Source organism: Methylobacterium sp. PvR107 (assembly GCF_017833295.1).
Lineage (GTDB): Bacteria > Pseudomonadota > Alphaproteobacteria > Rhizobiales > Beijerinckiaceae > Methylobacterium.
This window is the reverse complement of record NZ_JAFIBW010000001.1, coordinates 2631583-2657710: the sequence shown is the minus strand read 5'-3', so window position 1 is coordinate 2657710 and position 26128 is coordinate 2631583. Positions and strand designations below refer to the sequence as shown.

At 70.3% G+C, this 26128-nt stretch carries 25 protein-coding genes and 1 tRNA gene; 11 read left to right on the top strand and 15 right to left on the bottom strand.

Features of this window, described 5'->3' with window-relative positions:
- Positions 1-55: 55 nt before the first annotated feature.
- Together JOE48_RS12445 and greA are read left to right on the top strand one after the other, a co-directional pair.
- A complete protein-coding gene (locus JOE48_RS12445; protein ID WP_210030137.1) occupies positions 56-1042 on the top strand; it encodes an MDR family oxidoreductase in 987 nt (328 codons plus the stop codon).
- Positions 1043-1249: 207 nt separating this feature from the next.
- Positions 1250-1723 carry a transcription elongation factor GreA gene (gene greA / locus JOE48_RS12440; RefSeq protein WP_210030136.1) on the top strand — a complete coding sequence of 158 codons (474 nt, stop codon included), beginning with the start codon at positions 1250-1252 and terminating at the stop codon, positions 1721-1723.
- A gap of 6 nt (positions 1724-1729) precedes the next feature.
- Here the strand turns inward: greA and JOE48_RS12435 are convergent, their stop codons facing one another.
- On the bottom strand, positions 1730-2602 hold the full coding sequence (locus JOE48_RS12435; protein ID WP_210030134.1) for a LysR family transcriptional regulator: 873 nt from the start codon (positions 2600-2602) through the stop codon (positions 1730-1732).
- Positions 2603-2740: 138 nt separating this feature from the next.
- Here JOE48_RS12435 and wrbA point away from each other — a divergent pair, with 138 nt between their 5' ends.
- On the top strand, positions 2741-3340 hold the full coding sequence (wrbA, locus tag JOE48_RS12430; RefSeq protein WP_210030133.1) for an NAD(P)H:quinone oxidoreductase: 600 nt from the start codon (positions 2741-2743) through the stop codon (positions 3338-3340).
- Between the two features lie 134 nt (positions 3341-3474).
- Here wrbA and JOE48_RS12425 read toward each other — a convergent pair whose 3' ends face one another.
- Entirely contained in the window at positions 3475-4473 is a 999-nt protein-coding gene (locus tag JOE48_RS12425; protein ID WP_210030131.1) for an L-threonylcarbamoyladenylate synthase, read from the bottom strand.
- Positions 4474-4610: 137 nt separating this feature from the next.
- On the opposite strand from JOE48_RS12425, the gene JOE48_RS12420 reads away from it, so the two are divergent.
- The 5 genes from JOE48_RS12420 to JOE48_RS12400 all read left to right on the top strand — a co-directional run bounded on the left by JOE48_RS12420 (position 4611) and on the right by JOE48_RS12400 (position 10515).
- On the top strand, positions 4611-6350 hold the full coding sequence (locus tag JOE48_RS12420) for an acyl-CoA dehydrogenase (RefSeq protein ID WP_210030130.1): 1740 nt from the start codon (positions 4611-4613) through the stop codon (positions 6348-6350).
- A gap of 12 nt (positions 6351-6362) precedes the next feature.
- Positions 6363-7145 (top strand): enoyl-CoA hydratase/isomerase family protein, encoded by a 783-nt coding sequence (locus tag JOE48_RS12415; RefSeq protein WP_210030129.1) that lies wholly within the window; start codon positions 6363-6365, stop codon positions 7143-7145.
- A gap of 32 nt (positions 7146-7177) precedes the next feature.
- Positions 7178-7984 carry an SDR family NAD(P)-dependent oxidoreductase gene (locus JOE48_RS12410; RefSeq protein ID WP_210035724.1) on the top strand — a complete coding sequence of 269 codons (807 nt, stop codon included), beginning with the start codon at positions 7178-7180 and terminating at the stop codon, positions 7982-7984.
- Between the two features lie 246 nt (positions 7985-8230).
- Positions 8231-9916 (top strand): B12-binding domain-containing radical SAM protein, encoded by a 1686-nt coding sequence (locus JOE48_RS12405; protein ID WP_210030128.1) that lies wholly within the window; start codon positions 8231-8233, stop codon positions 9914-9916.
- Between the two features lie 278 nt (positions 9917-10194).
- Positions 10195-10515 (top strand): multidrug efflux SMR transporter, encoded by a 321-nt coding sequence (locus tag JOE48_RS12400; protein ID WP_210030127.1) that lies wholly within the window; start codon positions 10195-10197, stop codon positions 10513-10515.
- A gap of 3 nt (positions 10516-10518) precedes the next feature.
- Here the strand turns inward: JOE48_RS12400 and JOE48_RS12395 are convergent, their stop codons facing one another.
- The 5 genes from JOE48_RS12395 to JOE48_RS12375 form a co-directional block, all read right to left on the bottom strand.
- On the bottom strand, positions 10519-12204 hold the full coding sequence (locus JOE48_RS12395; protein ID WP_210030126.1) for a methyl-accepting chemotaxis protein: 1686 nt from the start codon (positions 12202-12204) through the stop codon (positions 10519-10521).
- 96 nt (positions 12205-12300) lie between these two features.
- Positions 12301-13305: a magnesium transporter CorA family protein gene (locus JOE48_RS12390; protein ID WP_210030125.1), complete on the bottom strand. Its 1005-nt coding sequence runs from the start codon at positions 13303-13305 to the stop codon at positions 12301-12303.
- A gap of 152 nt (positions 13306-13457) precedes the next feature.
- Complete coding sequence (locus JOE48_RS12385; protein WP_210030123.1) at positions 13458-13730, bottom strand: hypothetical protein; 273 nt, start codon at positions 13728-13730, stop codon at positions 13458-13460.
- Positions 13731-13782: 52 nt separating this feature from the next.
- Complete coding sequence (locus tag JOE48_RS12380) at positions 13783-15021, bottom strand: class I SAM-dependent RNA methyltransferase (protein ID WP_210030122.1); 1239 nt, start codon at positions 15019-15021, stop codon at positions 13783-13785.
- Positions 15018-15800, bottom strand: coding sequence for a TlyA family RNA methyltransferase (locus JOE48_RS12375; protein ID WP_210030120.1), 783 nt, complete (start codon positions 15798-15800; stop codon positions 15018-15020). Before JOE48_RS12375 ends, JOE48_RS12380 begins: the two co-directional genes overlap by 4 nt.
- Before the next feature lie 109 nt (positions 15801-15909).
- Between JOE48_RS12375 and JOE48_RS12370 the strand changes: the two genes are divergently transcribed.
- Positions 15910-16461 (top strand): superoxide dismutase family protein, encoded by a 552-nt coding sequence (locus tag JOE48_RS12370; RefSeq protein WP_210030118.1) that lies wholly within the window; start codon positions 15910-15912, stop codon positions 16459-16461.
- On the opposite strand, the gene JOE48_RS12365 is transcribed toward JOE48_RS12370, so the two are convergent.
- The 6 genes from JOE48_RS12365 to JOE48_RS12340 form a co-directional block, all read right to left on the bottom strand.
- Positions 16454-16906 carry an acyl-CoA thioesterase gene (locus JOE48_RS12365; RefSeq protein ID WP_210030116.1) on the bottom strand — a complete coding sequence of 151 codons (453 nt, stop codon included), beginning with the start codon at positions 16904-16906 and terminating at the stop codon, positions 16454-16456. The two genes, JOE48_RS12370 and JOE48_RS12365, sit on opposite strands and share 8 nt — an antisense overlap.
- 26 nt (positions 16907-16932) lie before the next feature.
- Complete coding sequence (locus tag JOE48_RS12360; RefSeq protein ID WP_210030115.1) at positions 16933-17070, bottom strand: hypothetical protein; 138 nt, start codon at positions 17068-17070, stop codon at positions 16933-16935.
- Between the two features lie 148 nt (positions 17071-17218).
- Complete coding sequence (locus JOE48_RS12355; protein WP_210030114.1) at positions 17219-17485, bottom strand: hypothetical protein; 267 nt, start codon at positions 17483-17485, stop codon at positions 17219-17221.
- 176 nt (positions 17486-17661) lie between these two features.
- Positions 17662-17847 carry a DUF1508 domain-containing protein gene (locus JOE48_RS12350; RefSeq protein ID WP_210030113.1) on the bottom strand — a complete coding sequence of 62 codons (186 nt, stop codon included), beginning with the start codon at positions 17845-17847 and terminating at the stop codon, positions 17662-17664.
- A gap of 248 nt (positions 17848-18095) precedes the next feature.
- On the bottom strand, positions 18096-19634 hold the full coding sequence (locus JOE48_RS12345; RefSeq protein ID WP_210030112.1) for a DEAD/DEAH box helicase: 1539 nt from the start codon (positions 19632-19634) through the stop codon (positions 18096-18098).
- Positions 19635-19902: 268 nt separating this feature from the next.
- A complete protein-coding gene (locus JOE48_RS12340; RefSeq protein WP_210030111.1) occupies positions 19903-21846 on the bottom strand; it encodes an OPT family oligopeptide transporter in 1944 nt (647 codons plus the stop codon).
- 776 nt (positions 21847-22622) lie between these two features.
- Between JOE48_RS12340 and JOE48_RS12335 the strand changes: the two genes are divergently transcribed.
- Positions 22623-24611 carry an adenylate/guanylate cyclase domain-containing protein gene (locus JOE48_RS12335; RefSeq protein ID WP_210030110.1) on the top strand — a complete coding sequence of 663 codons (1989 nt, stop codon included), beginning with the start codon at positions 22623-22625 and terminating at the stop codon, positions 24609-24611.
- Positions 24612-24790: 179 nt separating this feature from the next.
- Here the strand turns inward: JOE48_RS12335 and JOE48_RS12330 are convergent.
- Together JOE48_RS12330 and JOE48_RS12325 are read right to left on the bottom strand one after the other, a co-directional pair.
- Positions 24791-24875 (bottom strand) — tRNA-Leu (locus JOE48_RS12330).
- A 121-nt stretch (positions 24876-24996) separates the two neighbouring features.
- Positions 24997-25302: a FliM/FliN family flagellar motor switch protein gene (locus tag JOE48_RS12325; protein WP_210030108.1), complete on the bottom strand. Its 306-nt coding sequence runs from the start codon at positions 25300-25302 to the stop codon at positions 24997-24999.
- A gap of 88 nt (positions 25303-25390) precedes the next feature.
- On the opposite strand from JOE48_RS12325, the gene lipB reads away from it, so the two are divergent.
- Positions 25391-26122, top strand: coding sequence for a lipoyl(octanoyl) transferase LipB (gene lipB, locus JOE48_RS12320; RefSeq protein ID WP_210030106.1), 732 nt, complete (start codon positions 25391-25393; stop codon positions 26120-26122).
- The last annotated feature ends 6 nt before the right edge of the window (positions 26123-26128 follow it).

The window sequence follows — 26128 nt, the reverse complement described above, 5'->3', positions numbered from 1 at the left end:
CGCCTTGATTCCGGGCCGCCCGGCTACACCTCACCGCGCAACACGGGAGGTGACGATGGGGACGTTCAAGGCTTGGGTGGTCGAGAAGAACGAGGGCGGCCAGAGCCTCGCCTTCCGGGATTTCGATGATGCCGACCTGATGGACGGCGACGTCACCGTGCGGGTGACGCACTCCACCCTGAACTACAAGGATGGCCTCGCGCTCACCGGCACGTCGCCGGTGGTGCGCCGCTTCCCGATGATCCCCGGCATCGACTTCTCGGGGATCGTCGAGACCTCGGATCACCCCGCATACAAGCCGGGCGACGCCGTCGTGCTCACCGGTTGGGGCGTCGGCGAGACCCATCTCGGCGCCTACGCGCAGCGCGCCCGGGTCAAGGGCGACTGGCTGGTGCCGCTGCCGCAGGGCTTGACGCCGGAGCAGGCCATGGCGGTCGGCACCGCCGGCTACACCGCGATGCTGTGCTGCATGGCGCTCGACGCCCACGGCGTGAGGCCGGAGCACGGCCCGGTGATCGTCACCGGCGCCTCGGGCGGCGTCGGCTCGGTGGCGGTGGCGCTGCTCGCCCGGGCCGGCTGGCACGTGATCGCCTCCACGGGCCGGGATGGCGAATCCGGTTACCTGAAAGGGCTCGGGGCCGCCGAGATCCTCGACCGGGCTGAGCTGTCGAAGCCCGGCAAGCCGCTCGGCAAGGAGCGCTGGGCGGCGGGGATCGACGCGGTCGGCTCCACGACGCTCGCCAACGTGCTCGCCATGACCAAGGCCGACGGTGCGGTCGCCGCCTGCGGGCTGGCGCAGGGCATGGACCTCCCCACCTCCGTGGCGCCGTTCATCCTGCGCGGCGTCTCGCTGCTCGGCATCAACAGCGTCACGACCCCGCAGCCGAAGCGCCGCGAAGCCTGGGCGCGGCTCGCCCGGGAGCTCGACCTCGGCAAGCTCGCCACCATGACCAGCAAGGTTCGGCTGGAGGAGGTCGGCCCGCTCGGCGCTGAGATCCTGGCCGGCAAGGTCCGGGGGCGGGTCGTGGTCGAGGTGGCGTAGAGGATGCGGGCCTCACGGCCCCTTCCGGGTATCGTACGGTGCCGGTCGCCGACCACGCCAGGCGAGACGCCGCTCTGTGCCCGCCGGCCGGGAACACTGTCTTCTCCCTCGCCCCGGGATCCAGGGCCGGAGCCGTCGACAGGTGTGAGGCGACAGGTTTCGCAGCCCAGGCGGAACCTTCGCCGTTCCTGAAGGGTTTCATTTTTTATGAGCGTTGCATTCGTCAAAGAGCCCGAGGGCGGGGAAGCATTCGAGAATCTGCCGGATCGGCCGATCTCGCCCCATACCAACTTCGTCACCCCGGAAGGCCTCGCGCAGATCGAGGCCGAAGTCGCGCGCCTGGAGAAGGAGGTCGCCTCCCTGGACCCCGCCGACAAGGCCGAGGATTCCCGGATCGGGCGTGATCTGCGCTACTGGGCAGCGCGCAAGAACACCGCGCAACTCGTCGAGCCGAAGGGCGGCGACACCGTCCATTTCGGCGCGACCGTCACAATCTTGCGCGAGGACGATGCCGGCAAGGAGAGCCGCCAGACGTTCCGCATTGTCGGCGAGGATGAGGCCGACCCGCATAAGGGATCGATCTCCTATGTGGCGCCGCTCGCCCAGGCGATCACCGGCAAGACGGTCGGCGACGTGGTCGAGGTGAACGGCCACGAGGTCGAGGTCGTCGAGATCCGCTAAGCGGGCTTACCGGCCCTCGAACCGCGCCCGCAAGGGAAGCATCGCTTCGGCGAAATGCTCCATGAAGACCCGGACCCGCGCCGCATGGCGCAGGTCGGGATGCGTCAGAACCCAGAGATCGGCCCCGAGTTCCGGGTGGGGTCCGGACAGGCGGCGCAAGGCCGGATTGGCGTCGGCCGCGAAGCAGGGCAGGGGACCGATCCCGAGGCCAGCCGAGACCGCCGCGTCGAGACCTGTCACCGTGTTGATTTGCAGCCGGATTCGGTCGGCCGGAGCACGGGCCGCGACGAACCGCATGAACGAGCCGTTCGCCACCCCGGGACCCGGACAGACCCAGGCCTCCCGGGACAGGTCGCCGTATTTCCGATCGACCCGGCCGTAGAGACCCCAGGCCGTGGCGGCCAGGCGGCGCCCGACCAGGGTCTCGCTGGGCCCCCGGCTCACCCGGATCGCGACATCGGCATCCCGGCGCGACAGGTTGAGCGCCTCCTCGGTGAGGAGCAGGTCGATCCGGATCTCCGGGTAGCGTGCGCTGAAATCGGCCAGGACCGGCATGAGCAGGTCGGCCGCGAAGCCGGCGGGCGCGGTCACGCGCAGCTCTCCCGAGGGCGTCTCGCCTCGGCCCGCCACCGCGCGGGCGAATTGCGTGACGTCGGTCTCGATCCGGGCCGCAGCCGCGATCATCGCCTGACCCGCGGACGTCGGCACGTAGCCGGTGCGGAGGCGCTCGAACAGCCGCGCGTCGAGCTTCGCTTCCACGGCCGCGAGCCGCCGGAACGCCGTCGAGTGGTTGATCCCGAGCTGCGCGGCGGCCGCCGTCAGGCCGCCGTGATCCGCCACGGACTTCACAAACCGGAATTCGTCCCAATCCAGCGACACCCTCGAACCCTTGCGTTGATGCAAGACCATCCTTGCGCCGTAGGGCATATTTGCAAAGCGTGAAACGCGCCATGGAGGGGCACCGCGCCGGCGCACGATTCGCCGTGCCGTTCGAGACACAGGATGGGAGACCACCGCATGGCCAAGGTTTTGGTGCTGTACTACTCGACCTACGGGCACGTGGAGCAGATGGCCTACGCCGTCGCCGAGGGCGCGCGTGAGGCCGGGGCCGAGGTCGTGGTGAAGCGGGTGGCCGAGCTGGTGCCCGAGGAGGTCGCCCGGCAGAATCACTTCAAGCTCGATCAGGCCGCGCCGGTCGCCACCGTGGCCGAACTGGCCGATTACGACGCCATCATCTTCGGCACGCCGACCCGCTACGGCAACATGGCCGCGCAGATGAAGCAGTTCATCGACCAGACCGGCGGGCTGTGGATGAAGGGCGCGCTGGTCGGCAAGGTCGGCTCGGTCTTCACCTCGACCGCTTCGCAGCACGGCGGCCAGGAGACCACCCTGACGAGCTTCCACACGGTGCTGTTCCACCACGGCATGGTGGTGGTCGGTCTTCCCTACAGCTTCCAGGGCCAGGCCGGCGTCGAGGCGGTCAAGGGCAACACGCCCTACGGCGCCAGCACGATCGCGGACGGCGACGGCTCTCGCCAGCCGAGCGCGGTGGAGCTGGAAGGGGCCCGCTTCCAGGGCCGCCACGTCGCCGGGATCGCCGCCAAGCTGGCCCGATAGAAGCCCAAGAAAAAAGGCTCGGATTGCTCCGAGCCTGGAAGGGAAAAGGCCATTTGGGGGCTGAGAAGGCCTTCGTGGTCAATAAACGGATGGCGGCGATCTCTGTTCCGTCGCCGCTGAAAAAATCTCTGTTCTCAGCGCGGCGCCGCGGCCCGGGCGAGGCGGTCGCCGATAGCCTCGCCCAATCCTTCGGTGGGAATGGGCACGACCGCTATGGCGGCGGCGCCGCTCGCGTCAAGATCGCGCATGGCGCCGAACAGGCGCGCTGCCGCTTCGGCGAGATCACCCGACGGGCTGAGGTTGAGCGCGGCGTGCGCACGCTCGTGACCCGCCGGGCGTGCCGATCCGAACAGCAGCACTGCCTCGCCCGGCTCGATCTGCGTCGCATTCAGGCGGACACGCGCCCGCGGAGCGTAGTGCGAGGCGAGCATGCCTGGGCCGGCCGGGCGGACAGCATCCGCGGATTCGGGCACGGCCGGGTCTAGGCCGAGGACGTCGCGCAGCGCCGCGCGGGTGATCCCGCCGGGCCGCAGCAGCCGCGGCGTCCCCCCGAGACACGCCACCACGGTCGATTCGAGGCCGACGCGCGTGTCGCCGCCGTCGAGCACCGCGCCGATCCGGCCCGCGAGATCCGCGAAAACGTGGTCCGCCCGGGTCGGGCTGACGCGTCCGGACCGGTTGGCCGAGGGTGCCGCGACCGGGCGGCCGACGCCGGCCAGCAGGGCCTGGGCCAGCGGATGGGCCGGGACCCGCAGGGCGACGCTCGGCAGGCCGGCCCGGGCGAGATCGCAGATTTGGGTCCTTGGGTGGGCCGGCACCACAAGGGTCAGGGGACCCGGCCAGAACGCGTCCGCGAGGCGGCGTGCATGCGCGTCGAAGACACCTTCCGCGAAGGCGGCTTCCGCCTCCGGCAGGTGGGAGATCAGCGGGTTGAAGCGCGGCCGGTCCTTGGCGGCGAAGATCCGCGTCACCGCGCCGGCCTCTGTGGCGTCCGCCCCGAGCCCGTAGACGGTCTCGGTGGGGAAGGCCACGAGGCCGCCGGCTCGCAGGAGCGCGGCGGCTTCGGCGAGGCCGGACGCGTCTGGGCCGAGCCGCCGGGTCGCGGCCGGGACCGTTGACCCGGGATCGTTCATGCGAAAAGCCGTCTCCAAGATGATGGCGGCGCGCGGCGCGTGCGCCTATTCTCGGGCCGCCGTAGCCCCGGTTCGCGGGCGCGGTCAAACCCGCCCCGGGGGCAACGAACGGGCGGGCCGCGATAAGGGAGGATCGTATGAGTTACCGCGCCCCGGTCCCCGAGATGCTGTTCACCCTCCGGCACGTGGCCGGGCTCGAGGCGTTCGATCCGGACGATGCCGAGGCGATCCTCACCGAGGCCGGGCGGATCGCCGCCGGGGTGATCGCGCCGCTGAACCGCATCGGCGACCGGCACGGCACTCCGTTCGCGGACGGGCGCGTCACCACCCCGCCCGGCTGGCGGGAGGCGTACCGCACCTTCACGGAGGGCGGCTGGAACGGGCTCTCGGCGGAGGCCGATCACGGCGGGCAGGGCCTGCCGAAGCTGATCGAGGCCGCCTGCGCGGAGATGTGGAACGGCGCCAACCTCGCCTTCGGGCTCTGCCCGCTCCTGACCCAGGGCGGCATCGAGGCGCTGGCGGCCCACGGCTCGGACGACCTGAAGGCGCGCTACCTCGAGAAGCTGGTCTCGGGCGAGTGGCCCGCCACCATGAATCTGACCGAGCCGCAGGCGGGCTCCGACCTCGCGCTGCTGCGGAGCCGGGCCGTCCCCGCGGACGACGGCACGTACCGGATCACCGGCAACAAGATCTACATCACCTACGGGGAGCACGACCTCGCCGACAACATCGTCCACCTCGTCCTGGCCCGGCTGCCGGACGCGCCGGCGGGCACGCGGGGCATCTCGCTGTTCCTCGTGCCGAAGGTGCTGCCGGACGGCACCCGCAACGACCTGCGCTGCTCCGGCATCGAGCACAAGCTCGGCATCCACGCCTCGCCGACCTGCTCCATGGCGTTCGGCGACGATGGGGGCGCCACCGGCTGGCTGATCGGGCAGGAGAACAAGGGGCTGGCCTGCATGTTCACGATGATGAACGCGGCCCGGCTCAATGTCGGCCTGCAGGGCGTCGGCGTGGCCGAGGCCGCGACCCAGCGGGCGCTCGCCTACGCGCAGGAGCGCCGCCAGGGCCGGGCCATCGGCGCCCCAGAGGCGACGAGCCCGATCGCCGCGCATCCGGACGTACAGCGGATGCTGCTGACCATGAAGGCGTCGACGGCCGCCGCCCGGGCCATCTGCTACCTCACCGCCGCCGCGCTCGACGCGTCGAAGGGGCCCGAGGGGCAGCCCGCTCTGGATCGGGCCTCCCTGCTGACGCCAGTGGCGAAGGCGTTCGCGACGGACCTTGCCAACGAGGTGACCTCGCTCGGCGTGCAGGTCCATGGCGGCATGGGCTTCGTGGAGGAGACGGGCGCGGCGCAGCTCATGCGAGACGCCCGCATCCTCGGCATCTACGAGGGCACCAACGGCATCCAGGCCATCGACCTCACCGCCCGCAAGCTGCCGCTCAACGGCGGCGCCACGGCCCGGTCGCAGATCGCCTGGATGCGTCGGGCAGCCGAGGGCCTGCTCAAGGCCGGCGATCCGGCCTTCGGCCACATGGCGGCGCGGCTGCGGGACGGGATCGGCAGCCTCGACCGGGCGACGAGCCACCAGCTCGCTTCTCTGAGTTCCAACCGGCCGGAGACGGCGCTCGCCGGCGCGACGCCGTATCTGCGCCTGTTCGGCCTGGTTCTCGGCGGCGCCTGCCTCGCCCGGAGCGCGCTCGCCGCGAGCGCCGCCCTGAAGGCCGGCGAGACCGATCCGGCCCATGCCGGCCGCATCGCCCTCGCGCGCTTCTATGCCGAGAACCTGCTGACCGCGGCCGGGGGCCTGGAGCAGAGTGTCGTGGCGGGCGGCGCCTTCACGGACGACGCCGCGCTGGCGCTGGCGGTTTGAGGGAAGCGGATCATGGCCGATACCGTCGCGATCGACGATCTCCAGGGCGGCGTCCGCCTGATCACCCTGAACCGTCCGGAGAAGAAGAACGCGCTGACCGGCGCGATGTACGACGCCATGCGCGCGGCGCTCACCGAGGCCGACGCTTCGGACCAGATCGGCGCCGTGGTCTTCGCCGGCCAGCCCGGCATGTTCAGCGCCGGAAACGACCTCGCCGACTTCATGGGCCGGTCGTCCGCGGATAGGGCCGGGGACGGGTTCAGCGCCTCGCCGGCCTTGGCCTTCATCCGCCAGCTCGCCCGGACGCGCACCCCGATGGTGGCGGCGGTCGACGGCATCGCGGTGGGCATCGGCGCGACGCTCTGCCTGCACTGCGACCTCGTCTACGCGAGCCCGGCGGCGCGGCTGCGGATGCCGTTCGTGGAACTCGGCCTCGTCCCGGAGGCGGCCTCGAGCTACCTGCTGCCCCTGCGGGTCGGGCGGCTCCGGGCCACCGAGCTGCTGCTCCTGTCCCGGCCCCTCGACGCCGACGAGGCGCAGGCGCTCGGCCTCGTCAACGCGGTGCTGCCGGCCGACATGCTGGTGGAGCAGGCCATCGCGCAGGCCACGCGCCTCGCCGCCCTGCCGCGCGGGGCGCTGCTGGCGTCGCGCGCCCTGATCCGGGGCGACCAGGCGCAGGTCGAGGCCGCCCTGGAGGCGGAGGCCAAGGCGTTCGACGCGCAGCTGCGCTCGCCCGAATCCCAGGATCGCCTCGCCGCCTTCCTGGCGCGGTCGAAGCCCGCGTCCTCGGCGTGAGCGCGCCCGACCTCTCCAAGAAGATCTGCCTCGTGGCGGGCGCCTCGCGGGGCGTCGGCCGGGGCCTCGCCCGAGCCCTCGGAGAGGCCGGGGCCACCGTGATCGTCACCGCCCGGTCCAGCGAGACCGGCGCCCGGACCGAGATGCGGCCCGAATCGATCGAGGACACGGCCCGCATGGTCGATGCCGCCGGCGGCCGCGGACACCATTATCTCTGCGACCACCGCTCCGAGCGCGCCACCGACACCCTGATGCACTGGGTGCTGCGCCGCTTCGGGCGGATCGACGTCGCGGCCTGCAGCGTCTGGGGCGGGAACGAGGGCTATGACGGCGAGCGATACCCGGATGGCGCCGAATGGGGCACGCCGTTCTGGCGCCGCTCGGCCGAGCCCTATCTCGGCTTCCTGGAGGCCGGACCGCTGCCGGCGCTGCTGCTCGCCCGCGCGGTCGCCCCCGCCATGGTGGCGGCGCGCTCCGGACTGATCGCGCTGGTCTCCTTCGGGACCGAGGATTACCTCGGCGACGTCTTCTACGATTCCGCCAAAGCCGCGACCAATCGGCTCGCCTTGGCCTTCGCCCGTGAGCTGGCGCCGCACGGCGTGACCGCGCTCGGCCTCTCGCCGGGCTACGTTGCCACCGAGCGGGCGCGCGATCTCGGGCAGGATGATCTCGCCACCGAGGGACCGCTCTATGCGGGCCGGGCGCTCGCCGCTCTGGCAGCCGACCCGAACATCGCGGCGCGGGCCGGCACCGTCCTGCACGCGGGCGACCTCGCCCGGATCTACGGCTTTACCGACGCGGACGGCGCGCAGCCGGAACGGTTCCGGATCGCTCCCTGATCTTCCACAGTGCCGAGACGTGTCGCGCAAAGGGCGCAGCGTCCGGGTAATCGGATCAACGGCGCGGCGGCAGGGCCCGGCAGGGTTGCTTTGCGGCGTCCGGACGGGCGTGTTGGCGCAATCGGCGCTCCGGATTGCTGCGGGAGCGAAAAACGGCCTTAATTCGCCCGCAGGTCAGGGGTCGATCCTGCGCCCGCACCGATCTCCGGTCGGATTTGGGCTGCGCGTCTGAATGAGGGAATTGGCATGTCGGAAGCGAACACGGCGCCGCGCGTGCTGATGGTGTTCCCGAAGTTCTACGAAAACTCGATGTGGAACTTCAAAGAGGCCATGGAGCTGCAGGGCGCCCGCGCCCCCGCGCCGCCGCTCGGCCTGATCACGCTCGCCGCGATGCTGCCGCCGGCCTGGCAGGTGACGCTCGTCAATCGCAACTGCGAGGAAGTGACGGACGCGCAGATCCAGGCGGCCGACCTCGTGATGACCGGCGGCATGCTGCCCCAGGAGCCGGACTGCCTCGTGGTCATCGACCGGTGCGTCGCCCTCGGCACCCCGGTCTGCGTCGGCGGCCCCGCGCCGACCTCGACGCCGGAAGTCTACGACAAGGCCGACTTCCTGGTGCTGGGCGAGGCCGAGGGCATCCTCGACAAGTTCGTGGCCGCCTGGGAGGCGGGCGAGCGCCGGGGCCGGCTCATGGCCGAGAAATTCAAGGCCGACGTCACCAAGAGCCCGATCCCGCGCTTCGACCTGCTGACCTTCAGCCACTACCTCTATATCGGCGTCCAGTTCTCGCGCGGCTGCCCGTTCACCTGCGAGTTCTGCGACATCATCGAGCTCTACGGCCGCGCCCCCCGGACCAAGACCACACCGCAGATGCTGGCCGAGCTCGACCGGCTCTACGGCCTCGGCTACCGCGGCCATGTCGACTTCGTCGACGACAACCTGATCGGCAACAAGAAGGCGATCAAGCTGTTCCTGCCGCACCTGATCAAGTGGCAGGAAGAGCACGGCTACCCGTTCAAGTTCTCCACCGAGGCCTCGCTGAACCTCGCGGACGACGACGAGCTGCTCGGGATGATGCGGGACGCGAACTTCTTCGCCCTGTTCACCGGGATCGAGACGCCCGACGAGGCGACGCTGATCCAGACGCAGAAGAAGCAGAACACCAAGCGGTCGATCGCCGACAGCGTGCACAAGCTCTACGAGCACGGCATGTTCGTGACCGCCGGCTTCATCGTCGGCTTCGACACCGAGAAGGACAGCATCAGCAAGGCGATGTCGCTCTGCATCAGCCAGACCGGCGTCCCGATCGCCATGGTCGGCCTGCTCTTCGCGCTGCCGAACACCCAACTCTCGCGCCGCCTGCGCAAGGAGGGCCGCCTCTACGAGAACTACGCGGCGACCACGGCCGACCAGGGCGACCAGTGCACGCAGGGGATCAACTTCGTGACCCTGCGCCCGCAGCGCGACGTGCTGGCCGATTATCGCGACGTCCTCCAGGAGATCTACGACCCGCCGAACTTCTTCGACCGGGTGCGGGTGGTCGCGCGGCAGGTGAAGCGGCCGAAATTCGCCGCTCAGAAGCTCAACTGGCGCCACATCGTCCACGATCTCTATTCGCTGCTGCGCGTGTGCTGGCGGATGACCGTGCGGCGTCCGGAACTGGCCAAGCACTTCTGGAGCGTGTTCCTGGAGACCGCCCGCCGCAACCCGGCCGCCCTGGAGGCGGTGGTCACCAACATGGTGATCTACCTGCACGTCTACCCGTTCTCGCGCTACGTCATCCGCGAGATCAACGGCCGGATCGCCGAGCTCGATGCCGGCCGCTGGGTGCAGCCGCCGGTCCTGGCACCCGAGGCCGAGACCTGCAAGGCGCCGCCGGTCGGCAAGGTGGTGGCCAAGGCCGAGGTCAAGCACCTCGCGGCGGTGGCCTGACGGGCCGCCTGTTCAGGGTATCCCGCCGGCGTCCTCATTTCGAGGTGCCGGAGCGCAGCGGAGGCCTCGAAGGAGGCCTCCAGCCAGCCGCGCGATCCCTGGAGCCCGCCTTCAAGGCCCGCTGACGCGGGCGCTTCAGGATGAGGGGACGGGGGGCGCGCGCGCCACCGCCCTTGCGGCCGGCTTCTGTGAACCTTAGCTGAGCTTCCGCGAGGCCACGTCCTCCCCCGCAGGCGGGATACAAGTCCGGGACGGCCCGGCCCTTTCAGGAGGGCCGCATGGCCTGGATCTATCTCGTCACCGCGGGCGTGCTGGAGGTCGTCTGGGCCTTCGCGATGAAGCAATCCGACGGCTTCACGCGCCTGTGGCCCACCGGGATCATGGCTGTGTCGATGGCCGGCAGCGTCGGCTTCCTGGCGCTGGCCATGCGCACGCTGCCCCTGGGAACCGCCTACACGATCTGGACCGGCATCGGCGCGGTCGGCGCGTTCCTGATCGGCATCGCCGCCCTCGGGGAGCAGGCAAGCGCCAGCCGGATCCTCGCCGCCGGCCTGATCGGCTCCGGGCTCGTCCTGATGAAGCTGTCGAGCCCGGGCTGAGCCTCAGGCGGCGCGCACCGTCTGCAGGAACACGTCGATTTCCCGGCGCAGCTCGGCGGATTGCTCCGAGAGGCTCGCCGCCGAGGCGAGCATCCGCGTCGCGGCGGAGCCCGTGTCATCGGCCGCCCGCGCAACCTCGTCGATCGTGCCGGTGACGGCGCCGGTCCCGGATGCGGCCTCGGCGACGTTGCGGGCGATCTCCCGGGTCGCCGCACCCTGCTGCTCCACGGCCGCCGCGATCGAGCTCGCCACGCTGTCGATCTCGCGGATGCGCGTTGCGATCTCGTCGATCGCCCCCACGGTCTGACCGGTCGCGCCCTGGATGCGGCCGACCTGCCCGGCGATCTCCTCCGTCGCCCGGGCGGTCTGGCCCGCGAGCTGCTTCACCTCGCTGGCGACCACCGCGAAGCCGCGGCCCGCTTCACCCGCCCGGGCGGCCTCGATCGTGGCGTTGAGCGCCAGCAGGTTCGTCTGACCGGCAATGTCGGTGATGAGGCGCACGACGTCGCCGATCCGGCCCGCGGCGATGCTCAGCTCCTGCACGAGGCCGGCCGTCTCGCCCGCCTGGACCACGGCCCCCCGGGCAAGCTCGGCCGAGCCGTCCACCTGCCGGCCGATCTCCAGGACCGAGGCCCCGAGTTCTTCCGCGGCCGCCGCGACCGTGCCGACATGCATGGCGGCCTCCTGCGCCGCACCCGCCACGGTCGCCGAGCGCTCGGCCGTGTGGGTGGCGGTGCTGGTCATGGCCTCGGCCTCCGCCCGCAGGCCGAGGGCGGCGTCCGAAACCCGCGCCAGCACGCCGCCGACCGCCGCCTCGAAGGACCCGGCCATGGCATGGACGGCGCGTCGGCGCTGCACTTCGGCGCCTTCCCGCGCCAGGGCGGTCTCCCGCTCCAGGGCACGGCTGTGGATCAGGTTGTCCTTGAAGACCTGCACGGCCGCCGCCATCGCGCCGATCTCGTCACCGCGTCCGGTGTGGGGAACCGGTACGGTCTCGTCGCCCTGGGCGAGCCGGCCCATCGCGCCGGTCATCCGCTCGATCGGGCGCGCGATCCCGAACAGGGCGAACAGCATCGCGGCCGCCGCAACCGCGAGGCCCACCACGGTGGCGGCCATCGCGATGAGCTTGGCGCGCGTTGCCGCCTGCACGGTCTCGGCGACGTTGGCTTCCGTCAACGCCCGGGCCGAGGCGATCGATTCCGTCAGGCTCGCCACCGCCGCGTCGTTCTGCGCCGCCGTCGCGGGGTCCAGTACGAGCCCGAGGGCGCCGGGTTGATCGCCCGCGATCATCAGCTCGACCACTTGCAGCTGGATGTTCTGGTAGGCGTTCCAGGCCGTCGTGAAGCGCTCGTAGACCTCACGATCCCGCGGGCTGGTCAGACGCTCCTGATAGGCCTGCCGGAGGTTGGAGAGCTCCGCCAAGGTGTCGGTGAGCGCGGTCTGGTTCTTGTCCAGGGCCGCCGGGTCGGGGGAGGCGACCGCGAGCCGGTAGAGGCGCAGCCGCGCCTCCCGCACGGCCGTGCCGATGGCCTCGGCCTGGTTCTGCGCGGGCAGGGCCTGCTGAGAGACCGCGTCGGCGTTCCGCTCGATCTCCGACAGGGTCACGACGCTGGCGATCCCCTGGCCGACGGCGGCGAGGGCGAGCAGGCCGATCGCACCGGCGAGGACCGTCTTGAGAGAGAGTCGCATGAGGTTTCCGTCCTCGCGGCCGAGCCGCGCCTACAGGCTCCGCCATGCTCCCGCACAGGTCTTAATATTTTATCGGCTCTGTACCAGCATTTCTGGCTAAAGCCACTTCTTCCACCGGAAGAAAACGTATGGGAATACAGCGGCGACCACCATCATGACCAGCGCCATCGGGTATCCGAAGGTGAGATCTAGTTCCGGTATGGATTTAAAGTTCATGCCGTAGATCGACGCGATCAGCGTCGGCGGCATGAAGACCACGGCCATGACCGAGAACAGCTTGATGATGTTGTTCTGCTCGAGGTTGACGAGCCCGAGGGTCGCATCGAGCAAGAATTGAATTTTCGTGGACAGGAAGGTCGCGTGCTCCTCCAGGGATTGAAGATCCCGCAGCGTCGAACGGACATCCTCCCGCAGATCACGCGGAGCCTTGTTGGTTCGATACGTCGCGGACAGCGAGAGCAGGATCCGCTCCATCGAGACGAGGCTCTCGCGCTGCTTCGAGATCAGGTCGCCATGCCGGCCGAGCGCGCGCAACGTGTCCTGCAGGGCGGTGTTGCGGGCGGACGGGTCCTCCTGCACCTCGAAGATCTTGCCGGACAGGCGGTCGATGCGCTCGCCCTGGAGCTGGAGCACGTCGGCGGCGCGGTCGATCACAGCCTCGATCAGGCCCGCGAGAATCGCCTCGCCGGAGGCCGCGGAGGCGCTGCCGTTGCCCATCGATCGTCCGGCGCGCTGCGTGTACATGCGGAAGGCCTGCGGCTCCTCGTGGCGCACGGTCACGAGCCGGTTGCCGCGCAGGATGAAGGTGATGCCGGCGAGACCCGGCTCCTCGGCGTCGCTCACCTTCGAGAGCACGCGCCCGGTCATGTAGCGGGCGCCGTCCTCGACGTAGAGCAGCTCGGAGGGCTCGATGTCCTTCATCTCCTCGCGGGTGGGAACCTCGATCCCCGCGAAGGCCTCGACCTTCAGCTCTTCCTCGCGGCTCGGTCGGATCAGGTCGAGCCAGATGGTGTCGTCGGGGATCGTGTCCTGAAGGTCGATGACCCGGCGCTCGAGCAGCGTGGCTCCGGCGCCGACGGCAGGCTGGTGGATGAAGATCACGAACGGGTCTCGGATGCGGAACGGTCACGGAGCGACGCTGGCCCAGCCCGCATCCGGCACGCCGAGTCCCGACGCAAGCTGTGCGGCGGATGTGGCGGTGTTTTCTGACGCTTCCGTGACATCGCCGCCCGCCTCGCAGGGACGGCCCGGCCTCAGTTGCAGCCCTCGCAGATGCTGTCGTCGATCTTGTCGGTCAGCGCCCGCTCGCGCCGCTCTTCCCGGCGCGACGGAATCTCGCCCGGGCCGAGCGACGTGCCCGGCGGCTTGGTCACGCCAAGGCTGTTGGTGTTCGGTGCCGTGATGGTCGAGGCCGGTCCCCCGCCGGTCCCGGTCTGGTCGGGCGCGACGGTCTGCGCCGCCAGCGGGGTTGCGCAGGCGAGGCTCAGGACGGCCGGCGCGAGCGGGCGAAGCGAGCGGCGAGTCATGGGACCTCCAATCCTCGAGAGAACGTGGGACTTCGCCGCCGGTTGCGTGGTTTCAGCGCCGCCGCGCGGGCGGGCGGCGAAACACGCCGACCATCTCGACGTGGTCCGAATGGCGGAACTGGTCCACCGGCGTGACCCGCTCCAGCCGGTAGCCACCCGCGACGAGCGCCGCCGCATCCCGGGCGAAGGTGCCGGCATCGCACGCGATGCCGACCACCAGGGGCACACGCGACGCGGCGAGCTGGCGGGCCTGGGCCTCCGCGCCGGCCCGCGGCGGATCGAACACCACCGCGTCGAAGGCGTCGAGCTCGATCGGGAGCAGCGGCCGGCGGAAGAGGTCGCGGCGCTCGCGCGTGATCGCGCGCAGTCCCGTGGCCGCACGGGCCGACCGGTCGAGGCCCGCGAGGGCGGCGGCATCGGCTTCCACGGCCTGGACCGCGGCCTCACGGGCCAGCGCGAGGCTGAGCGGCCCGCACCCAGAGAACAGGTCCGCGACGCGCTTGGCGCGCGGTCCCAGCGCCGACAGCGTGAGATCCGTGAGCACGGCCTGCCCGGCGGCGGTTGCCTGGAGGAAGCCGCCGGGGGCAGGATAGAGGCGGCCTCGGCCATCGGTGACCGAGACGGGCTCGGCCTCCATCAGGCGCTCGCCGTGAAGGGAGAGCCGGGCGAGGCCGAGCTCGCCGGCGATCCGCACCAGGGCGGCGCCGACGCCGGCGCTCACCGGCCCGTGCCCGCGCAGGTCGACGTCCAGGCCCTGGTCGGTGGCGGTGACGGCCACGTCGAGGGGCTTGCGGCCATGGCCGAGGGGCGCCGCGAGGCGGCGCGCCACCTCGGGCGCGGCGTGCAGCGCCGGCACGGTGATCGGGCAATGGTCGATCGGCACCAGCGCGTGGCTGCGCGCCGCCATCAAGCCGGCCTCGGCTCGGCCGTCGATCTCCCGGACATGGAGCGTGATCCGACGCCGCCCGGCGCCATGCGCGTCGATGGCCGGGTCGGGCGCCACGTCGAGGCCGGCCTGGGAGAGGGCCTGCGCGATGAGGCCGCGCTTCCAGGCGAGTTCCGCCGGCCGGGCGAGATGCTGCGTGCGGCAGCCGCCGCAGCGCATGAAGTAGGGGCAGAACGGCTCGACCCGGTCGGCCGAGGCCTGCGCGATGCCCAGAAGCTCGGCCCGCCGGCCCTCCCGGCGGATCGTCGCGCGCTCGCCGGGCAGCGTATAGGGGACGAGGACCCCGTCCTCGGCGATCCCGTCGCCGCGGGCGCCGAGGTCTCGGATCGTGACCGTCTCGCTCATGGGAATCGCGCGCCAATCAGGAATTCGGCATTGCCGTCGCCGCCCGGAACGGGCGAGTCAATCAGGCCGAGGATCGTGGCACCGAGCGCCAGCAGCGCGTCCCGTACTGTCGCGCAGACCTCCGCGTGCACCTCCGGATCACGCACGAGGCCGCCGCGCCCGACCCGCGCGCGGCCGGCCTCGAATTGCGGCTTGATCAGCGCGACGAGGCTGGAGCCGGGTGCGAGCAGCCCCGGCAGAGGCGGCAGCACGAGACGCAGGCCGATGAAGCTCACGTCGACGGTCGCGAGATCCGGAGGCGGCGTCAGCGCGGCCGGAGCGAGGGTGCGGATGTCGGTGCCTTCCAGGTTCGTCACCCGCGGATCGGCCGCCAGGCGGGGATGGAGCTGCCCGCGTCCCACATCCACCGCGTAGACATGAGACGCGCCGCCGGCGAGCAGAACGTCCGTGAAGCCACCCGTGGAGGCCCCGACATCGAGGCAGGTGCGCCCATCCGGAACCAGCCGGAACGCCTCCAGGGCCGCGGCGAGCTTGAGGCCGCCCCGGGACGCGTAGGGATGCTCCGGCGTCGCCTCGACCCGGGCGCCCGGGGCGATCGCGTCCGACGGACGCGTGAGCGGCCGCCCGTCGACCCGCACGAGCCCGGCCCGGATCGCCGCCTGCGCCCGCGCCCGGCTCTCGAAATGGCCGTGTTCCACGAGGAACAGGTCGGCGCGCCGCTTGGGCGGTTCAGCCGCCGCGGTCGTGGCGGGATCCGGTATGGGCCGGTCGCGATTCATCAGGGTTTCGTGCGGTGCCGGTAGAGCTGCGGTAGAGGTTCGGCGGTGCGGCCCTGTCGAAGGGCGGCGCGCTCCCTAACTAGACCGGGCCGTACAGGAGAGCCACCGCATGATCCGTACCCTGCCGCTGCTCGCATTGCTCGGGACCTTCGCCGCGAGCGGCGCCCTCGCGCAGGAACCCCCGAAGGAGGCCGCCAAGGAATCCGCCAAGGCGGCCGAGACCTACGAGGCCCCGATCAAGAACGCCAAGGGCGACACGATCGGGAAGCTGGCGATCCGCGACGGCGCGAACGCGCTGGTGCTGCGTGTCGCGATCCAGCCCGGCGGCCTGCCCCCCGGCTGGCACGGCATGCACTTTCACGCCGTGGGCGACTGCTCGGATCCGAAGTTCATGAATTCCAAGGCCCATGTGAACCACGACCAGAGCAAACACGGCCTGCTGAACGCGGAGGGTCCCGACGAGGGCGATCTGCCGAACCTCTATGTCGGCCAGGACGGCTCGGCCCAGGCCGAGGTGTCGAGCGAGACGCCCCTCAATGGCGAGGGCGGGCTCAAGGACGGCGACGGATCGGCGCTGATCATCCACGCCAACGAGGACGATCACACGGCTCAGCCGATCGGCGGGGCTGGCGACCGGGTTGCCTGCGGGGTGATCAAGTAGCCGCGCGGGGCGAGGGCACCGCCGGCGGGATCGGCCGCGGGCGGCCAGCCTCGTCGATTGCCACGAACGTGAAGGTGGCCTGGGTCACGCGCTCGCGGACCTGGGTGCAGAAGCGCCGCGCCCAGGCCTCGACCTCGATCTTCATCGAGGTGCGGCCCACATGCGACACCCGGGTGTAGACGCACAGCACGTCGCCCACGCGGACCGGCCGGATGAAGGTCATGGCGTTGAGCGACACGGTCACGACCCGGCCCTGCGCCCGGTCGACGCCGGCGATACCGCCGGCCTGATCCATCTGCGAGAGAACCCAGCCGCCGAAGATGTCGCCATTGGCGTTGGTATCGGCCGGCATGGCGATGGTGCGCACCGTCAGGTCGCCCTGAGGTGAATCGATGTCCTGCGGCACAGGAACACCTCCGGCCGATGAGAGTCCGACCTGCTGCATGCCGTCCATCCGCCCGCCTCGCGCCGTCAGGACAGCAGGCCGGCGAGCTTCAATCCCGCCGCCAGCAGAACCGCGACCGCGCTCAGGATGCATTCGAGCGGGATGGATTGCCAGAGGTCCCGCGTCGGCGCTGCCGGCTCGGCGCGTTGCGCGATATCGTTCATCGGATGTCCTCCCGGGCAGGCCGATCTGCCGCGGCCTGTCCCATCGCCTGCACAATAAAGCAGGCGCGCCGTCTGCGCACCTCGAATCAGGATATGAAAAAGCCCGGCGGCTCAGGGGAGCCGCCGGGCCGGTCAAGCCAGCTGGCGCTTAGTAGTAGAACCGGCGGCCGTAATACGGGCGGCGCCAGTAGGGACGCGGGCCGTAGAACCGGCGGCCGTAATACGGGCGGCGCCAATAGGGGCGCGGGCCGTAGAAGCGGCGACGGTAGTAGTACTGGGCCTTCTCGGTGACAGCGGGTGCAGCGCCGGCCGGCAGGGCGAGCCCCGGACCGACGGGGGCGGCGGACGCTCCTTGCGGCGCGGCGGCCGCGAAGCCCAGCACCAGCAGGGCCGCGAGCAGGAATTTCCTCAGCACGGTCTCGACTCCCTTTGTGTGATTGCGTCTCGGTCGACGAACCGCACGGGATGCGAGGACCTCCGCCCGGTTCGAACCGCTGCAACGCATGGGCGAGCGGAAGCGTTGCAGCTTAACCGCTGCGACGTTTCGAACAGGGTTGATCGCGGATTGAGACCCGGCTGGGACTGGCAGGATCAGGCGATCTTGGTCGTCATGTCCTCGACACGAGCCTCGGCGCTCTGGCGCACAAGCGCGATGCCGTGCTCGCAATCCTCGCGGCGGGCATAGCCCTCGCCGGACTCCGCGATCACCTCGCCGTTCCGGGCCCGCAGGCGCCAGCGCCATTCGCCCTTCGCGTCCCGGTAGAGTTCGAACCGCATGGTGCAGGCTCCCTGTGAGATCCGGAAGGAGATGGGTCGAACGGCCTGCGGAGGAAAGAGACCGGACGTCGGCCGGCCGCACGCGGTGCCTGCGCGCGGCTCCGTCATCGCGGGCGACGCTGGCATCGGCCGCCGATGCCCTTCGAGGCGCGGCCTCGCAGGCGCTTCCGAGCGACTCTCAAAAAGAAAGCCGCCCGGGACGGACTCGTCCCGGGCGGCTTCGTGATCGCGATGGGCAGCGTCAGGCCTCAGGAGCGGGGCGACCGCTCCAGCCAGCCGATGCTGCGGCCCTCGCTGCCGCCGCTGCGCGGACGGGCATCCGCCCGCTGGGGCGGCCGGGCGTCGCGGTTCGGACGGCCCTGGCTCGGGCGCTCGCCCTGCGGCCGGGCGGGACGGTCCGCGCGGGTCTCACGACCCTGCGGGGCGTGCTGCGGAGCGTGGCCGCGGCCATCGGCCCGACCCTCCTGGGGGCGGCCCTGACGGGGCGCACCCTGACCGCCGAATCCGCGGCCGCCACCGGGCTGCCCCTGCTGGGGACGGCCCTGCTGCTGTCGGGGCCGCTGGCCCTGTCGACCGCCGCCGGGGCGCTGCTGCCGCTCGGGGCGGCGCTCCTCCTCACGGGCGATCTCCGCGGCTTCCTGGCGCGACGGCGGGTTGAAGCCCTCGGGGAAGCCCGCGACCGGCACCTTCTGGCGGGTGATGCGCTCGATGTCGCGCAGGTAGGCCTTCTCCTCGTCGTTGCAGAACGAGATGGCGAGCCCGTCCGCGCCGGCACGGGCGGTACGGCCGATCCGGTGGACGTAGCTCTCCGGCACGTTCGGCAGATCGAAATTGACCACGTGGCTCACGGCTTCGACGTCGATGCCGCGGGCCGCGATGTCGGTGGCGACCAGCACCCGGCTGGAGCCGTCCTTGAACGCGGCGAGCGCCCGCTCGCGCTGGGGCTGGCTCTTGTTGCCGTGAATCGCCGCCGCCGCGATGCCGACCTTGTCGAGGCCGCGCACGACCCGGTCCGCGCCGTGCTTGGTGCGGGTGAAGACAAGGACGCGCTCGATCGCCGGATCGCGCAGGATATGGCCCAGCAGGGCCTGCTTGGCGCCGGTATGGACGAAGATCACCTGCTGCTCGACCCGCTCGGCCGTGGTGGCGACGGGGGTCACCGCGACCTGGACCGGATCGGCGAGGTACTGGCTCGCGAGCCCGGCGATGTTCTTCGGCATGGTGGCCGAGAAGAACAGGCTCTGGCGCTTCTGCGGCAGCATCTTCACGATGCGCTTGAGGGCATGGATGAAGCCGAGGTCGAGCATCTGGTCGGCCTCGTCGAGGACGAGGATCTCGACGCCGTCGAGCGTCAGGGACCGGCGCTCGATCAGGTCGATGAGCCGGCCCGGCGTGGCGACCAGGATGTCGACGCCGGGTGCGAGCGCCCGCTCCTGGCGGCTGATGGTGACGCCGCCGAACACCACCGTGGTGGTGTAGGACAGGTACCGGCCGTAATCGGTGAACGATTCGGCGATCTGGTTGGCGAGCTCGCGGGTCGGCGAGAGAACCAGCACCCGGCAGCCGCGGCGCGGGGCGCGACGGTCCGAGAGCGAGAGGCGGTGCAGGATCGGCAGCGCGAAGGCCGCGGTCTTGCCGGTGCCGGTCTGGGCGATGCCGCAGAGGTCGCGGCCCGCCATGGCCGGCGGGATCGCCTGGGCCTGGATCGGGGTCGGCGCGACGTAGCCGGCCTCGCTGAGCGCCCGCAGCACGGGCTGGGCGAGGCCGAAATCGGTGAATTGGGTCAAGGATGTATCCGATGCAGCAGGGCCGGCCGCGCGCGTCGCGAGACTGCGAGCGATAACACTTGGGGAGCCGGTCCGTTGGCAGGGGGCAGCCCGCGTGATGGGGCGGCCCGGGTGCATGCACGTTATGAAGAGGGGGGCCGGATCACGCCGGAAGGCGCCCGATCCGTCACGCAGCCCCCTCAAGCGGGCCATGACGGCCGCTGACGCTGCACTGGCGATATGACGGTGTGCGCCTGCGAAGTCAATGCAGGGCCGGGTTGCGGCGGCGTCAGGCCGACCGCCGCGCGTGCTGGTACAGGGCCGCCCCCGATCCCGCGAACAGCAGCAGGCCGGCCAGGGCCGCCGGAGCCGGATCCTCCGCTGCGGCCACCGCCAGGGGCGCGTCGCTGCCAGACAGGTAGACGATCAGCGCGAAGGCGACGCCCCACAGGCTCTCGCCGACGATGAGGCCGGTTGCCGTAAGCGTGCCCATGCGCAGGGACCGCCCGGAATCGGGCCGGCCCCGGGCCCAGCGATCGTACAGGGTGCCGATCACGGCGCCCGCCACCAGCGGCAGCACCAGCTTCATCGGCAGGTAGATCCCGAGCGCGACCGCAAGCGGCGGCAGGCGCAGGGCTTTCAGGCGGCCGAGCCCCGCATCCAGCACGACGAGACACAGGCCGGCGGCGGCGCCCCATCCGAGCATGCGCCAATTGGCGTCGCCGGTCAGGACGCCCCGCGCCAGGGCGGAGATCAGCCCGGCCTGCGGTGCCGCGAGCGCGTTCGGACCCGCCCCGGGCGCGCCCGCGAAGCCGAAGCTCGCCCCGAGGAGGTTCAGGACCGGTGGGATGATCACCGAGCCGAAGGCCACGCCGATGATCAGGGCGACTTGCTGCTTCCAGGGGGTCGCGCCGACGAGCTGGCCGGTCTTGAGATCCTGCAGGTTGTCGTTCGCGATGGTGGCGACGCCGAACACGATGCCGGTGACCGCCAGCGCGTAGGCCACCAGTGCCCGGGTGCCCTGGGGATCCGCCGTGCGGCCGAACAGACCCAGCAACAGCGCCGCGCTCGCCAGGACGGCCAGGATGCCGACGCCCGACAGGGGTGCGTTCGACGCGCCGATCAGGCCGGCCATGTAGCCGGTCACCGCCGCCACGCCGAGCCCGACCACGAGGATGAACAGCAGCGCGCCGGCGATCAGCGGCAGGGCCTCCTCCTCCAGCGGCGTTCCGGCCAGCACGCCCCACAGCAGCCAGCCGATCGGCGCGAGCAGGGCGAGGGAGACCGCGATGACCGCGGAGACCGGCAGGTCGCGCTCCTCGCGGGCGAGCACCTCACCCGCCCTTCGGACGCGTCCGGCGGCGAGCGCCGAGCGGATTCCGCCGAGGACCGGACCGGCGATCCGGACCAGCGTCCAGATCGCCGCGACGCCCATCACGCCGGCGCCGAAGAAGCGCACGTCCTGGCGGAAGACCGTGCCGACCCACGCCTCCAGGCCCACGCCCGGCATCGGCTGCTCGGCCGTGAGGAGCGGGATCAGCCCGCCCCAGGCGATCGCCAGCCCCAGCGCCATCGCGGCCCCGACCGAGGGCCCGACGAGGTGGCCGACGCCGATCAGCGCGAAGGACAGGTTACCGGCGATCCCGGTGGCACCGGCCCCGACCCGGAACCAGGCGCCGGCACTGTCGAGGACGAGGCGGGTCTGCGCGAGCGCCGCGAAGGCCGCCGAGACGAGGCCGTTCCAGGCGAGGATCCGCAGCCCGCGGGCGCTGTCGGCCTCTTCGGCCCGGCTGCGCGATCCGACCGCCAGAACCTCCGCGGCGGCCCGGCCTTCGGGAAAGGGCAGATCGGACTCCACCACGAGCGCCCGGCGCAGGGGCACGGAGAACATCACGCCGAGGATCCCGCCCGTCGCGGTGATGCCCGCCGTGGTGAGCCATGGGAAGCCCTGCCACCAGCCGATCATCACCAGTCCCGGCAGCACGAAAATGATGGCCGACAGCGTGCCAGCCGCGGACGCGACGGTCTGGACGATGTTGTTCTCCAAGACCGTCGCGCCGGGCAGATGGCGCAGGATTGCCATGGCGATGACGGCGGCGGGAATCGAGGTCGCGAAGGTCAGACCCACCTTGAGGCCGAGATAGACGTTGGCGGCGGTGAACAGCAGCGTGATTGCCCCGCCCAGGGCGATGCCGCGCCACGTCAGCTCGGCGGATTGGGGGGTGCAGGCCATTCGGATCAGACTCGAGGTCGGACTGGGATCAATTTAAGCGCCTTCTCTGAGATGGCGCAACAGTTTCTCTGCGGAAATCGCTGGATGTATTTGGAGATTGACTGTAAAATATCGAATATCTGAAATATTTCTAATTCGATCATCTGACGGCGTCGAAATAAAAACTCGATCTGATATGAGTGGCATTAGAGGATAGTTTCGAACGATCCGGGCATCCTGTGTCGGGATCGGCGGTCCTGGCCCCCTGCGCGCGCCTTGTGGGCGGCGAACGGCTGGCCGGCTCGGTCGCTCGTGTCCTGTGGTCGCGGTTCGCCCGGGTCAGGTTAGGAATGGACTGGCCAAATCGACCGCGTTGCGTGCCGGACCCTGTGGAAGAGGCCAGGCTTCGGGATCGTCGCTGGAGCGTGCGTCAGCGTCCCAGGGCGCGCACTGCTTGATGCTGCGGCATGGCTATCCTGGTCCGGCTTCAAAACCTCCCGGTTCGAAGCCGGCCTCTCCGAGGCAGATGCAATCGAGCCAGAATAGATCCCGAATGTTCCAATTTATTATTAGGCTGAGTTTCTGTGAAGTTCATCGTACGCTTCGGCATTGATCGCCGTTCGCGTGATCGGAATGCAGCACCGCATTGATGCTGCCTTCGTATAAGCGAAGCTCCGCATTCCAGGGTCGAACTCCGATGTCGACGCTCCCGGACTTGCGTTTCGGGATCGCCGACATGCTATGATTAAAGCAATGAGGCGCCACGGTTCGGGTCGTAAGCGCAGGGCGGAAAGGTGATGGTCAGGCGTCTGGCGGCGATCGTGGTTGCCGATATCGTCGGGTACAGCCGGCTGATGGGCGCCGACGAAGCGGGGACGATCCGACGCCTCAAAGGTCTCCGTCGCGAAGTCACCGATCCGGCCATCAAGGCGGCACAAGGGCGCATCGTGAAGTCGATGGGCGACGGCCTGCTGGTCGAGTTCCCGAGCCCCTTGAGAGCTGTCTCCTGTGCGATCCACATCCAACGGGCGATGGCCGGGTTCGAGCCCGCATTGCCGGATGACAAGCGGTTCAAGCTGCGCTTCGGGATCAATGTCGGCGACGTGATCGCCCAGCCGGACGGGGATCTGTTCGGGGATGGCGTCAACGTGGCGGCGCGCCTGGAGCCCTTGTCCGAGCCCGGCGGGCTGTGCGTGTCGCGCTCGGTCCACGAGCAGGTGCGCGACAAGGTGCCCTACCGCTTCGAGGACAAGGGCAAGCTGGACCTGAAAAACATCGCGCGTCCGATCGGCGTGTTCGCTCTCTCCGCGGACGCCGTCCGGACCCTCGCGCCGCCCGACGATGAGGAGGACGACGCGGACGAGCCGTCCGCCGCGACCGGCGGGATTCCGCTTTCGCCTCCTGCCGCGGCGGCGCGCCCACGCCGGGGACTCGGCGTTGCCGCGTCGGCTTGCCTCGCGGGCGGCCTGATCCTCGCCCTTGCGGGCGGCACGGTCTGGTCCCTGTGGTCGAGGGCGGCGCCGAGGCCGGAGCAGACGCTCGCGGTCCAGAACGGACTGCCGCCGAAGCCGCTGCCGCCGCTCTCGCTCGTGGTGCTGCCGTTCGCCAACCTGAGCAACGATCCGGAGCAGGATTTCTTCGCCGATGGGCTGACCGAGGATCTGACCACCGACCTCTCGCATCTTGCCGGCAGCTTCGTGATCGCCCGCAACACGGCCTTCACCTACAAGGGCAAGGCCGTCGACGTGAAGCAGGTCGGTCGTGATCTGGGTGTCCGGTACGCGTTGGAAGGGAGTGTTCGGCGCACCGGGGATCATGTGCTCCTGAACGCGCAGCTCATCTCGACGGAGACGGGCGCGCACATTTGGGCCGAACGCTTCGATGGCGAGCGGAGTCGGCTGGGAGAGATCCAGGCCGAGTTCGTTGCGCGACTCGCGCGTTCGCTGGATATTCAGCTCAGTCAGGCCGAAGGACTGAGAATATTGCGGGAGGGCTCGCTCAACCCGACTGCCGCCGACCTGAATATGCTCGGATGGGCCGCGATGAACCGGCCGCGGACGCCCGCAAATACGTTGGAGGCGCGCGGCAAGTTCGAGCAGAGCTTGAAGATCGATAGCAACAACCCGCAAGCGAAGATCGGACTTGCGAGAGCCATCGCGCAATCCGTCAACACAAGGGTCAGCAAAGATGTCGCCGCCGATTCCCGGCTCGCCTTACGGCTCGCGGATGAAGGTATTGCGGCGAACACGCAAAGTTCGATGGCCCATTACGTGAAGGCGGAGGTTCTTCGGGCGACGAAGGATTTCGAGCTGGGGCTGCGAGAGATCGCGGTCGCCGTCGAATACGATCCGAACATGGCGATCGCGCACGCACTTGCCGGTATCATCAATCTCTGGGACGGAAAGGCCGACAAGACCTTCGGGCATGTCGAGAAGGCAATCCGGTTAAGTCCGAAAGACCCGCTCCTCAATGCGTGGGAGTATTATATCTGTCACGCCCATACACATTTGAAGCATTGGGACGAGGCGATCAAGTGGTGCAACCGGTCGGTCGGGCACACGCCGTATTACTTCTCGTATATCGATCTGGCCGTGGCGCATGCTTGGCTGGGTCACAAGGAACAGGCCAAGGACGCTATCGACAACGTCCTCAAGCTCATGCCCGGCTACACGGTGCACACGCTGGCCAAGGCCGACTATTCACGAAACCCGACGTTCATGGAGGAATATGCACATATCGTGGAGGGGGCACGCATGGCCGGCCTGCCCGAGGGCTCGACGGATTGAAGGAACGCGATCGCGAAGGCCTGGGCGGCCTCGCATGGCCGCCGCGCGACGTCGCCGCGCCGGCCGAACCGCTCCATCACATCATTCTGAGACGTCGTTGACGGGACCGCTGCGCAACAGCCGGTCGCCTCCGTCACGATGTTTCGCCCCTGACCTCTTCTCATACTTCAAGAAGAGGTTGGTGCGGCCAAGAGGACTCGAACCTCCACCCCTCGCGGGACTAGCACCTCAAGCTAGCGCGTCTACCAATTCCGCCATGGCCGCATCGGACCCGAAGCCCGGTCCGCTTGCCCGACCGTTGCGCCCCGCGAGAAAACCCGAGGCCGCTTTCGTGTCGCGCGGCGCAGCGGATAACAGATCGATCCGCCGCCGACAAGCGCTCCGCTCACGGGGAATCGTAGCCGCCCTCCAGGAATGGGACCGCGCCGTCGCCGATGCTGATGCCGGGCTCGACGATCGAGGCCGCCTTGCGGATCAGTTCCGTCACCTCGACGGAGATGCGGTCGCCGGTCACCACGATCTGACCGCGGGCGATCGGGTGATCGTTGGCCAGGATCTCGACCATGTCGCTGTCGCTGGCCTCCAGCTCGATCACGGCGCCGCGGCCCATGCGCAGCAGCATGTGAAGCGGCATGCGCGCGCGGCCCAGCACCACCGTCAGATCGACCTTCAGGGTCTCGAAGACCGCCACAGCCCGCCATCCCGTCTCGCGGCCGGACCTTGCCAGCGCCGGCCGCGAATGTTGAAGGCTTCGACCATCGACGCAGGATGGTGAACTCTTGGTAAACGCGCCGCGCCTCACGGTCCGTCCGCACGCCTTCCCCAAGCGACCCGGCCCCGATCCGGTCGCCGGGCCGGTGGGCTGGCGTGTGAGCGACGCGCCCGTGGACTACGCGCCGGCGCTCGCCTGGATGGAGGCGCGGGCGGAGGCGATCGCAAGCGGCGCGGCGCCGGAATGCGTCTGGCTGCTGGAGCATCCGCCGCTCTACACCGCCGGCACCTCGGCGCGGTCCGAGGATCTCGTGGCGCCGGACCGTTTCCCGGTTCATGCCACCGGGCGCGGCGGGCAGTACACCTATCACGGCCCGGGTCAGCGGGTCGCCTACGTGATGCTCGACCTCGACCGGCGCAGCCGCGACCTGCGCGCCTACGTGGCGAGCCTGGAGGCGTGGCTGATCGAGACACTCGCCGCCTTCAATGTCCGCGCCGAGCGCCGGGAGGACCGGGTCGGCGTCTGGGTGCGCCGTCCCGAGAAGGGACCCGGCGTCGAGGACAAGATCGCGGCGATCGGCATCCGGGTCCGCCGCTGGGTCAGCTTCCACGGCATCAGCCTGAATGTCGAACCCGACCTGTCGCATTTCGATGGGATCGTCCCCTGCGGCGTGCGGGAGCACGGGGTGACGAGCCTCGTGGATCTCGGCCTGCCGGTGAGCATGGCCGAGGTCGACATGCAGCTGCGGGCCGCCTTCGAGGATATCTTCGGACCGACGGTGAGCGAGGCGGCGGACTGACCGGAT